This window comes from Paenibacillus sp. FSL H8-0168 (assembly GCF_038592955.1).
In the GTDB taxonomy this organism is placed as follows: domain Bacteria; phylum Bacillota; class Bacilli; order Paenibacillales; family Paenibacillaceae; genus Paenibacillus; species Paenibacillus polymyxa_B.
On record NZ_CP151948.1, the window covers coordinates 1,342,730 to 1,354,491 of the forward strand.

Here is an 11,762-nt window from a genome sequence, read left to right on the forward strand (position 1 = left end):
CATTACCCCCAAAATGTTTTCCTGAAACGGTAAATATGTTATAAAAAGTACCAAATTTTTTGGAATGTAACCGTTTACGTAAGAGTTTATGTCTTGTTATTTATTTTTGGATTGGTTATGATTTTTTTAGAGTACACAAACAAACCTAATATGCCCATCGTCCCTTCAAAACACAGAATAGGGTGACAGGATGAAGTTGAAGAAGTCAGCAGAAGACAAAATGATTTTTTTATACCGTTATGTATCACTATCTTTAACGTCACTTGTTTTTCTGTTCGAATCATCGAGATTAATCGTGTGGCAGAAGCTATTACTGATTGGCTTTCTATTTTTATCCGTTACAGCATTTACTTGGATTTACCGCAAGTACAGACTTCATGATATGGTATTGAAATGCAGCATTGCGCTTGAAACCGCAGGGATCATCTTGTTGTTATTACCGACCGGAGGAATGGATAGCCCGTTCAAATGGTATGTGATTACCCCCATGTTGGTGGCTTGTGCTCATCTATCTATGAGGTACAGTTGGACGCTCCTCCTTTCTTATATCGGCTTGGTGCTTACAATTTGTTATATCTTTTTTACACCAGGTCAATATTTTTTGTGGGATCTTATATTGCAGAACATCAATTTGTTTCTGGTACTGATCGTAACTATGATGGCAATGCAGGTTATCGGCGTCATGAAGGACGAACTGAGGGTGGCTAAAGAGCAAGCCAATGAGACGATGGATCATATCAAGTCGATTTACCACATCATGGAGACGACCAGCCACAATGAGGCCTTAAATCTCGGTCAGGTCATCTCGGACTATACGGTCAAGCTAACAAAGCAGAGCCGTGCATTTTTCTGGCTGGATAGTCAGGAGGAGGATGCACCGGAAAGTAGCCAGACAGGCTGGACGGTAGAGGAGGAGGAACAGCTATTCGAGGAGCTGGGGAATTATCGGGAGGAATTCAGGGAAGAGCGTGAACCATTTTTCAGACATCTGCCAGAATGGGGCGATTTCCTCATGATTACAGTACCGATGACGACCCGTTTTGTAGCGACGATTGGCCTCAAGCTGGGCCCGGATCAAAGTCTGACAGGAAGACGCTGGCTCGTGCAACAACTGATATTCTTGGCTGAGCTGAGCGCTGTGTTCTTGGAGCGCTATGAGCTGGAGCGTATTGAAAATCAGCTGATTGTGACGAATGAGCAGAACCGGATTGCAAATGAAATGCATGACAATGTTTCTCAAAGTCTTTTTGGTATTGTGTACGCGACGCATTCTCTCCGGCAAACTTGGTGTCATCAGCCAAAGGAGCAGGTGGAGGAGCAAATTGATCTAATTCAGCAATCTGCCAACCAAGCGGTTAGAGAGCTGAAAGGGGCGATTCATAGTTTAAGTTCGAAAAAAAGCGGAGGCTCAACTTGGTTAGGGACGGTGAAAAGTCATCTGCATACACTCTCCAAGCTGAACCATGTACAAATTGATTTTGACATTCATGGTGATCATTATTCACTTCCGTATTTGTACCAAAAGGCTTTGTTCCGCATCATTTCCGAAGCGGCGGGGAACGCAATCCGTCATGGATTGGCCAAGCGAATTGATGTGAAGTTAAAATTGACGCCCCAAGTGATTAGACTGTCTATTCATGACGACGGAGTAGGGTTTGAGACGGCGAGAATGGTAGCAGGAGGTGAGGCGGTCAGTGCAGGCGGGGGCCTGGGCATGATGAATATGGAATATTTAGCTCAATCGATGGGAGGCGAATTTGATATTTCAAGTCGAATCGGAGAGGGAACACAGATCCGATTGTCCATTCCGGTAAATGCTTATGAATGAGGATTTTGCAAAATCCTCGAATAAAATGTGTGAACATTCTGCAATACAAAATCTGCGGTAACAATCGGATACATAGGGATTATGCAAATCCTGAACTGTAGACAGGAGGCCGAATCATGAAAATTGTCATTGTCGATGATCATCCTTTAGTACGGAAAGGACTCGCTGCGGTTATATCCATGCAGCCCAATGTTCAGTTTGCGGGAGAGGCCCAGAATCAACAGGAAGCACTTGTGGTGATCGAGGAAACAGATCCGGATCTGGTGCTGCTGGATTTGAAACTAGCTGATGAATCGGGGCTGGATATTATCAAGATAGCGCGCGGACGCGGTTTCAGAAGCAAATTTATTTTGCTGACTTCTTCCGCAACACGTGAAGATTTTCTAAAAGCAGAGGAAGCTTCCGTGGACGGTTATGTGCTTAAGGAAGCATTGCCTGAGGAACTAATTTACGCGATTCATCTTGTCAACAAAGGACGCAAATATTATGATCCGGCTATTCTCGAAAACAAGCTGCGTGAAGATGCGGGCAATCTGACCGACGACCTGACGCCCAAGGAAAAGGAAGTGCTGGTCGAGCTGGGACAAGGAGCTTGCAATCGTGAAATTGCATCCCGGTTATTTATCAGTGAGTTCACAGTCAAAAAGCATGTCAGTCAGATCTTGGCCAAGCTGCGGCTAGCGGATCGTACGCAGGCAGCATTGTATGCCAATGCCATCGGTCTGGCGAAGTACGAGCCAACAATGATGCGCTGACTCTATAAGCTGCGCTGCACTTTCATATGCGAGTAGAAAGAAAAGCCTCAAAATCACCAAGCTTTGTGATTTTGAGGCTTTTTTCGATTTCTTTTTCCATAATCGACAAAGCATGGTACAAAAGTATACCATGCCGTATCCGAAAGTATACATTCCCCTCCCCCCGTAGTGAGGGAGAAAGTGCCATTCGGTTCCATGTCGTTCACACAACGGATTGTTACAATTAGATCATACTTAAAATAAGAAGAGAAAATGTATAGGAGGGAGGATTTTTGTGGAGAAAACCATTTTGGATTATCTAGTCCTGATCAAAAGAAGATTGTGGCTGATCGCAATTTTTGTCATTCTCTCATGTGTAACAACATACTTTGTGAGCGACAATGTTGTGAAGCCAGTCTATTCCGCTTCAAGCCAACTGCTGGTTAATCATATTTCCGCCAAGCAGGGGAGTAACAATCTGAACGACGTCAACACAAGTCTTAATTTGGTGGAAAGCTACAAGCAAATTCTCACTTCACCTAAAATTATGGACGCTGTTGTAGCGGCTCATCCCGAGTTCGGTTTGACGCAGCAGAAGTTGGCAGAGAAGCTGCAGATTAAATCCTCGGATAAAAGTCAGGTTATCGGTTTGACGTTTGAGGCAGGGAGCTATCCACAGGCCGCAGCGGTTGTAAACGCGGTAACCCAGAAATTCGTACAGACAGTTCCGGGATTGATGGAATTGAATAATGTGAAAATTTTAAATGAAGCGGACCCTCAGGCCAATCCTGACCCGATTAATGGGAACCCGCTCATGAATATTGCGATTAGTTTTCTCGTATCGCTGATGATTGCATTGGGCACGATTGTGTTCCTGGAAAGCATTAACGGTACGTTGCGCTCGGAGAAAGAAGCGGACGCGGACATCGGTATTCCGGTAATTGCATCGATTCCAGTCATTCGCAAGAAGGACGTCGATGGAGCAGCCGGAAATTCCAAAGAACGGGTAGGGGAGCGTAAATATGCTGCGATTGAATGACATGTTGATTACAGAAAGTAATCCATCATCGTATATCTCGGAATCATTTCGATCCCTCCGTACATACATCCGGCAACAGGTGATTGGGCAAAAGGACCGTGGCACGGTTCTATTGTTGACCTCGCCGGAAAGCGGAGCGGGTAAAACAACACTGCTCGCCAACATCGGAGTTTCCTTTGCGCAAGAAGGCAAGAAGGTAGCTCTGGTGGATTGCAATCTGCATAAACCAGCGCTGCACGAGATATTCGGAATGGAGAATACCGGAGGTCTATCGGCTTATTTGCGCGGCGGGGCTTCTTCCAAGTCTATCGTTAGGCATGGTGGGCTGGAGCTATCGGTTGTTCCCGGTGGAGACACCCTGTACAACGCAGCAGATCTGCTCGGTAGCGAACGTATGGCTGAGCTGCTGGAAGAGCTCAAACGTGAATATGACATCATCCTGCTCGATTCGGCTCCGGCGCTGAATTATACGGATGCTCGCCTGATTGCAGGCTTGACGGATGGTGTGATTCTCGTTGCTAGACATGGTCGTACCAAACGGGAAGATCTACGCAAAACAAAGCAACTCATGGAGCAGGCCAGTGCGACGCTGGTTGGAATTGTGATGAATCAGGTGAAGTAAGCAACACCAAAATTCGATGAAGCAAGGAGAATGAGTGCGATGACGAAAAGAGTGAAAAAGGCCATTATTCCAGCAGCAGGGTTAGGTACGCGCTTCCTCCCTGCCACAAAAGCGATGCCTAAGGAAATGCTTCCAATTATCAATAAGCCTACGATTCAATATATCGTGGAAGAAGCGATTGCTTCTGGTATTGAGGACATTATTATCGTTACGGGTAAAGGCAAACGTGCCATTGAGGACCACTTTGACAACGCATTTGAGCTGGAATCTAAACTGCTCGAGGACGGTAAGCTGAAGCTTCTGGAGGAAGTGCAGCGTTCTTCGGGAGTGGAAATTCACTACATTCGCCAAAAAGAACCCAAAGGTCTTGGACATGCGGTATGGTGCGCAAGACGCTTTATCGGGGACGAGCCGTTTGGTGTGCTGCTGGGCGATGATATCGTAACAGGTCAGAAGCCTTGCCTGCGCCAGCTGATGGATCAGTATGAGGAAACTCAAAATTCGGTTATCGGTGTGCAGCGGGTACCGCAGGAATTTACGAACCGGTACGGCATCATTGAACCGGATCAGCAGGACGGACGCTTGTACCGAGTGAATAATTTTATAGAAAAACCGGCTCCAGGCACAGCGCCATCCGATTTGGCTATTATGGGTCGCTACGTGTTCTCACCGAAAATTTTCAAGTATCTTGATCTTCAAGAAAAAGGAGCTGGCGGCGAAATTCAGTTGACGGATGCGATCCAAAAGCTGAATCAGAGTGAGCGTGTGTACGCCTATGATTTTGAAGGCACACGTTATGACGTAGGTGAACGTCTTGGATATATTCTAACCACACTTGAATTTGCACTTGCCAGCGATGATTTGAAGTATCCGGTTATGGAGGCCATGAATGAATGGTTGAAAAAGACCGAGAAAGCAACCACGGCAGGTTGAGAGGGGGTACGTCAGCATGAGCATGGAAAATTTACCGGAGGACGGCGAGGCTGTCATGTCAGGTAAAGCGTTTTACATGCCATACGGAAATACACAAATTCAGGATAAAACGTCCTACCTGGTCACAAAACGCCTCCTTGATATGCTGCTGTCGTTCGTGGGCTTGATCGTCTTGCTTCCGCTTTTTGTAGTGGTAGGCGTTTTGATTAAGCTCGAAGACCCAAAGGGAAGCGTGTTTTTCAAGCAAACTCGGGTGGGCAAGAATGAGAAGTTATTCGATATGTATAAATTCCGTTCAATGGTGTCCAATGCTGAGGAACTGAAAAAGGACTTGATGGAGCTGAATGAAGTGAGCGGCGCCATGTTCAAAATTAAAAACGATCCTCGGATCACGAAAATTGGCAGTTTTCTGCGCAAGACGAGTATTGATGAGATTCCGCAGCTGTGGAACGTGTTGGTCGGCGACATGACTTTAGTCGGTCCGCGTCCGCCGTTGCCCAGCGAGGTCGAGCAATATTCCGATTATGATAAGCAACGCCTGATTGTAACACCGGGATGTACGGGTTACTGGCAGGTGAGCGCACGTAACAGTGTAGGCTTCGAAGAAATGGTGCAAATGGATTTGAAGTATATTCATGTTCGCAATACGTGGCTCGATTTGAAAATCATCATGAAAACAGGCGTTAAAATGCTGTTCTCCAAGGATGCTTACTGATGGATGCATTCAAGCGATGTCCCGCAGTGTCCGTCGTTATTTGCACCTATAACCGGGCGGACCTGCTGGAGAAAACGTTAATGTCCCTGCTGGAGCTGGAAGACCTAGCACTGGCTGAGATCATTGTGGTCGATAACCGATCCACCGATCATACAGCAGCGACGATCAAAAGGTTCACCGTCGCCCATGGTCAGAATATCCATCTCCGATATCATTATGAGCGCGAACAAGGACTGTCTGCTGCTCGTAATGCAGGCATTACGTTATCAAGAGCGGAAGTCATTGCTTTTCTCGATGATGATGCAATTCCGTGTGTTACATGGTTGCAAACGATTATGTCAGCATTCGGGAACAATCCTGAGCTGACGGCTATGGGTGGGAAAATTAACCCTATGTTTGAGACGGAACGACCGGGTTGGCTGACAGGCCCGCTTGAACTGCCTTACACGATTATTGATCTGGGCAAAGCCGTTCGTGAATATCCGTCGGGACTGAATCCATTTGGAGCGAATATGGCGATGCGCAAAACGGCTTTTGCCGCCGTTATGTTCCCGCTTCATCTAGGCAGAAAGGGAGATATCCTTCTATCAGGTGAAGAATCGTGGGTATTCGAGCAAATCCGTAAAAATGGTGGAACGATTATGTATCATCCACACATGTCTGTGGAACATTTTGTGCCGGCTTCACGGTTAACGAAAGAATGGATCATGAACCGCTACTATTGTCAGGGCATGTCTAACGCTGCTCAGGCCGTAGGTCTGCGCGGCAACGCGATGCTGATGGCGAAGACAGCAGCCAAAGTGTTATACATCACTGTGGATTCCCTGCTGGCGCGTAGTGAGGGCAGGAAGCTGTTGAACCGATGCAGGCTTGAAAGTATCCGTGGGACGCTGGATACACTGCGCAACCGGAAAAGCGAGTCAGCTGCGGGGTGAAAGATGGAACATGAGTAACTATCCTTGGACTACTAGAATAAACACCATACAGCATGTTTTTATTTTTCTACTGGGCGCTCTTGCTGTAGGAATTGCGGCTACCTATCAGCCGGTGGTCAGTATTGCGGCGGTATGTTTACTGCTCTTGCTGGCTGTTTCCATACATCATCCAGAGCGCATCAGCTACGCTGTTTTGCTAAGTACAGCAGTCTCAGTCGATTCTCTGTATCAGGGTGGCGTGTTCGGTATTGAGATTTTGTCATTGTACAAATTGGGCATTTTGGCTCTGCTGGTGCCGTGTATGCTCGTGTATGGCATACGTCTCAAGTTCAGCTATCCGGTCTGGGCATTGGTGATCATGCTGGGGATCACATTTGGATTTTCAGCATGGCTGCCTTTGTTAACGACCTCGATTGCCGTCAAGGCGTTCGTCGGTTTATCACTCCCTTTCTTTTTTTTACTGATCCAGTGGAAAAAGGATGTGGCAGAAAAGCATATCCGATTGATCAGTTTGTTGCCCATTATTAGTGTGGTCATTGGACTGGGTTTGCAGGTTCTAGGGCTGCATTCGTTTACGGATGTAGAATTTACGGGCGCAGTCAGAGTACAAGGAGCGAATATACCGCCGCATCTGGCAATGCTCTCCTTTCTCGGAATTGCTGTCTCTCTAATTGAGGTCAAGCGTAAACCCAAGCAAGCCGCTTTTTATTACACTGTGTTGGCACTGAACTTTCTGATTCTGATCGCCACCGGTACACGTGGACCGATTCTGGCATTGTTATTAATGTTTGCTGTGTATCTGTTTGATATTGCCCGTCAGTACCTCAAGGGGAAAGTCAATTATTTGCTACCGCTGGCCGGATCGTTTTTGGTTGCTCTGGGGGCGGTGGCCCTGCAATGGAACAATTTAAAAAAACGCTCCTTCGAACGGGAGACCGATACAGGCATTGACCTGTCGGGACGCTCGGAGGCATGGGAATATTTTTTGAACAGAGTACATGATTACCCTTGGTCAGGGAGAGGTCTTGGCGCGGTAACGGTCGCGAACGACGGGACATTATTCAATGGCTTTGTTGTACCGCATAACGAGTATATACGCTTTTATTTTGACACGGGATATATCGGTTGCGGGCTATTAATGCTTTCATTGCTGATCGTGTTCGCTCTCATTTACCGGTCGCTTGCCAAGTCTATCAAACCTTATTTTGCAAGCTTAATTGCAGGCTTTCTGATCTACTCGTTTTCAGATAATACGTTGTCGACGGTTCAGATGATTATTCCATTTTGCTGGTATTTGAACGCGTTATACCAGACATCTACTCAAACCGATTTTCGCAAAGAGAAGTGATACGATGAGCAGAGTGAACATGTTCGATGTCAACTTTGATAATTACGATTTTAATGATCTACTCGAATTTATAGATACTTCTATTGAACATCAGCGTCATTCCTACATTTTGACCTGTAATGTCGATCATGTGATCAAGCTTCGCAAGGATGATGAATTCCGCAAGGTGTATTCGGATGCCGGAGCTGTAGTGGCCGATGGGATGCCTATCATATGGGCGTCCAAGTTACTGAAAAAACCCCTCAAACAAAAGGTGTCCGGGTCAGATTTGTTCACTCGGCTGGGAGAGGCTTTTGAGGATCGAGGCTATCGTTTATTTTTTCTGGGTGCAGCTGACGGTATTCCTGAGAAGGCTATGCTCAATCTCCAGGAATCTTATCCGAACATGAATGTGGTGGGCTGTTACTCTCCTTCTTATGGCTTTGAGAAAAACGAGGAGGAGAATAGGCACATTATCCAACTGCTTCAAGAGGCTCGCCCGGACATCGTTTTTGTAGGTGTAGGCGCACCTAAACAGGAAAAATGGATCTACAGATATTATGAGACTTACCGTGCTCCGATTTCGATTGGGGTGGGAGCGACCTTTGATTTCCTGTCGGGAAATGTGAAAAGAGCACCGGAGCTGATGCAGAAGACGGGATTTGAATGGTTCTGGAGGTTGTCTCAGGAGCCTAAACGATTGTGGAAAAGATATTTGATTGAGGATTCCCAATTTCTCGTTCTGCTGTTTAAGGAGATGTTCAAGCGGAAGCGGATGAAGGGAGGTCAGGGGTGAGAAACATGAGTCGGTTGGCAGATCAGCAGATTTCCGTTTGGCTAGGAAATCGGCGTGGAATCAGCATGATCGGCATGGGATTGCTGGCTTGTATACTGCCACTCGCCATCGGATTTGTCAGCGCCAAGATGAATCCCACCATGAGCCAGCAGGGAGCCATATTGCTGGCGCTCGTTTTTCCGGCCTTCCTGCTGGCGATCCTGCAATCGCGGCTACTGATTCCTTACACACTGGCAGTTTGGGCAGTAGGCCCGGAAATCCGCCGCATTGCGGATTGGATGGAGGGAACATATCACTCGGTTTCCTTGTTGAGCGTGGCACCGCTGCTGGTAAGCAGTATGTTGATTATTCCTGTGTTGCGAGGCATTCATCAGGCGGAAAAACCCTTGACCCGAATTGCTGTATTTTTCGGCATAGAATTGGCCTACGGAAGTGTGGTCGGGTTATTCAAAAATGGTATTGTTTTTGCTTATGATTTAGCCAATTATGTGGTTCCTTTGATCCTGTTGCCTTATCTTGCGATTAAGCCCATGAAGGCGAAGGAGCTTGACCGACTGCTGTATTCATATGCCAACATTGCTGTTCTTGTGGCAATTTACGGCATTATCCAGTACTTGACGGTGCCTCCGTGGGATGCATTTTGGATGAATCATGTAGAAATGAATTCCATTGGTGTTCCAGAACCACTTCAAATCAGAGTATTTTCTTCCATGAACTCGCCCGGTCCCTGCGCTATTTTCCTGGCGATGGCACTTGTACCCATGCTAATGGAAAAACGTTGGCGTGGCACTTTGGGATGGATCGGAATCCTGCTGACGGTCGTTTGTCTCTTAATCACGCTGGTACGTTCAGCCTGGCTAATTGCCTTCGTCATGTTACTGGCTTACATTCTCAGTTCATCTTCCAAGGGAAAGTGGAAAACCTTGTTTCAACTAGCTATAGTTGGCCTTCTTCTCTACATCATTGTTCCAAAACTTCCAGGGGCAGAAGGTTTGGTGGCTCGCATGCAGACGCTGACGGATATTCAGCAGGATCATTCGTACAATGAACGTTTGGATTTACTGCATACGATGCTTCCGGCGATTGCTGGCAATCCGGTCGGGCAGGGGATCGGGAGTGTAGGAATCGGAACCAAGCTTGATAACGGCGGCGATCTCGGCGAACTTGGGATTATGGATAATGGATATATCGCCATTTTCCTCACCTTCGGTATTTTCGGGGCATTCTTTTTCTTCGGTGGTCTGTTCGTTATCATCAAGCGCCTTCTCGCCCGTATTGCCGAACGAGATGCCAGTCAGCCTTATATCAGACTGGCGTTGGCTACGTGGGCCGGAGCTGTAGCCAGTCTCATATCAGATAATGGTTTCCCCGGTATGCGCGGCTATCTGATCTGGATGATGATCGGAATAGGACTATGGGCAAAAGATGTCATCGCGGAAAGAAGGTAAAGGCTGTGCAAAACTTACAAGCATTATCCGCACCTGTCCGGACACTATGGTCCACAGTGATTCGGTTTGCCAAAAGCAAGGATAACAGCTCTGCAGCAGTAAAAACGATGATATTCAGTATGCTGATTCTCGTCGTGAATATGCTGACTGGTGTGCTAACGGCACGATTCCTGGGTCCTACTGGACGCGGGGAACAGACAGCGATGGTGAACTGGTCCCAATTTCTCGCCTTCTGCATGAGCTTCGGTGTCCCGTCTGCATTGATTTACAATGCAAAAAGGAAACCGGAGGAAACGGGCAAGCTGTATGGTCTGGCCTTGCTGCTGGCTACCATGTTCGGGGGCTTGGCGACACTCGTCGGAGTTTTTCTAATTCCTTATTGGCTGCGCTCTTTTTCTTCATCGGTCATACTTTTCGCGCAGTGCTCCATGATGATGTGTCCGCTCATAGCGATTTCACAGATCAATAATGCATTGCTTCAAGTTCGCTCGGAATATAAGCAGTACAATTTATTCCGGTATCTGGTACCGCTGAGTACACTGCTGGGTCTGGCGATTCTGATCCTAACCGGAAATATGAATCCGTACACCTCGGCATTGGCCTATCTACTGCCAGGCTTGCCGATTTATATCGGTGTCACGATACGAATGATTCGGCTGTACAAACCAAAGGTAAAGAACAGCTGGACGCAATTTAAAAATCTCTTTACCTACGGTATGGGTTCATACGGAAATGATCTCATGGGGCAGGTTTCCACTTATATTGATCAGATTTTGATTGCGGGTCTGCTCAGACCCGCTGATCTCGGTTTATATGCAGTAGCGGTCAGCTTGGCCAGGATGGTGAATGTATTTTCTACCTCGATCATTGTCGTGCTGTTTCCCAAAGCCTCCGGTCTGAATAAGGAAGAGGCGGTGGCCATAACATTTCGGGCATTTCGAGTGACATCAACGGCAACCTTTCTGGCTGCGGTGATGCTGATGCTGATTGCTCCGTTCGTATTTACATTGTTATATGGTCAAGAGTTTAAACAAGCACTCACGGTATTCCGGTTCTTGGTGCTTGAGGTTGCTATCAGTGGAGGGACCATGGTGCTGGCACAACAATTTATGGCGTTGGGTAAGCCCAAACTGGTTACCATTCTACAGGGTGTCGGATTGGCGCTCGTCATTCCATTGCTGTCCATACTCGTGCCGAGATATGGATTGACGGGTGCAGGGATAGCAATGCTGTCTTCGGGGATTCTACGGTTCATTTTCATTTTATGTAATGTTAAATTCGTTCTAAAAATGAAAATTCCAAGACTGCTTATTTCCAAACAAGATTTTCAATGGCTCCGATCAACGATGTCGCACTACATCCGGAAAAAGCCAGTTAACGGTTAG

The 11,762-nt window shown here is 46.9% G+C and carries 11 protein-coding genes; all 11 read left to right on the top strand.

Features of this window, described 5'->3' with window-relative positions; genetic code table 11:
• Positions 1-190 precede the first annotated feature (190 nt).
• Positions 191-1,828 (top strand): ATP-binding protein, encoded by a 1,638-nt coding sequence (locus MHI21_RS06140; RefSeq protein ID WP_341162056.1) that lies wholly within the window; start codon positions 191-193, stop codon positions 1,826-1,828.
• 116 nt (positions 1,829-1,944) lie between these two features.
• Complete coding sequence (locus tag MHI21_RS06145) at positions 1,945-2,583, top strand: response regulator transcription factor (RefSeq protein WP_069291324.1); 639 nt, start codon at positions 1,945-1,947, stop codon at positions 2,581-2,583.
• 274 nt (positions 2,584-2,857) lie between these two features.
• Entirely contained in the window at positions 2,858-3,601 is a 744-nt protein-coding gene (locus MHI21_RS06150) for a Wzz/FepE/Etk N-terminal domain-containing protein (RefSeq protein WP_023987416.1), read from the top strand.
• Entirely contained in the window at positions 3,585-4,223 is a 639-nt protein-coding gene (locus MHI21_RS06155) for a CpsD/CapB family tyrosine-protein kinase (RefSeq protein WP_013309150.1), read from the top strand. The genes MHI21_RS06150 and MHI21_RS06155 overlap by 17 nt, the downstream gene beginning before the upstream one ends.
• A 39-nt stretch (positions 4,224-4,262) precedes the next feature.
• Positions 4,263-5,156, top strand: a complete 894-nt coding sequence (gene galU / locus MHI21_RS06160; RefSeq protein ID WP_013309151.1) for a UTP--glucose-1-phosphate uridylyltransferase GalU — start codon at positions 4,263-4,265, stop codon at positions 5,154-5,156.
• A gap of 16 nt (positions 5,157-5,172) precedes the next feature.
• Positions 5,173-5,871, top strand: coding sequence for a sugar transferase (locus tag MHI21_RS06165; RefSeq protein ID WP_013309152.1), 699 nt, complete (start codon positions 5,173-5,175; stop codon positions 5,869-5,871).
• Positions 5,871-6,806, top strand: coding sequence for a glycosyltransferase (locus MHI21_RS06170; RefSeq protein WP_341162055.1), 936 nt, complete (start codon positions 5,871-5,873; stop codon positions 6,804-6,806). Before MHI21_RS06165 ends, MHI21_RS06170 begins: the two co-directional genes overlap by 1 nt.
• A gap of 10 nt (positions 6,807-6,816) precedes the next feature.
• The gene (locus MHI21_RS06175; RefSeq protein ID WP_071639860.1) at positions 6,817-8,154 is read left to right on the top strand and encodes an O-antigen ligase family protein; all 1,338 of its coding nucleotides are present in this window, start codon (positions 6,817-6,819) and stop codon (positions 8,152-8,154) included.
• A gap of 4 nt (positions 8,155-8,158) precedes the next feature.
• Positions 8,159-8,929 (top strand): WecB/TagA/CpsF family glycosyltransferase, encoded by a 771-nt coding sequence (locus MHI21_RS06180; protein WP_028543109.1) that lies wholly within the window; start codon positions 8,159-8,161, stop codon positions 8,927-8,929.
• Positions 8,930-8,934: 5 nt separating this feature from the next.
• Positions 8,935-10,377: an O-antigen ligase family protein gene (locus MHI21_RS06185; RefSeq protein WP_341162054.1), complete on the top strand. Its 1,443-nt coding sequence runs from the start codon at positions 8,935-8,937 to the stop codon at positions 10,375-10,377.
• 5 nt (positions 10,378-10,382) lie between these two features.
• The gene (locus MHI21_RS06190; RefSeq protein ID WP_069291326.1) at positions 10,383-11,762 is read left to right on the top strand and encodes an oligosaccharide flippase family protein; all 1,380 of its coding nucleotides are present in this window, start codon (positions 10,383-10,385) and stop codon (positions 11,760-11,762) included.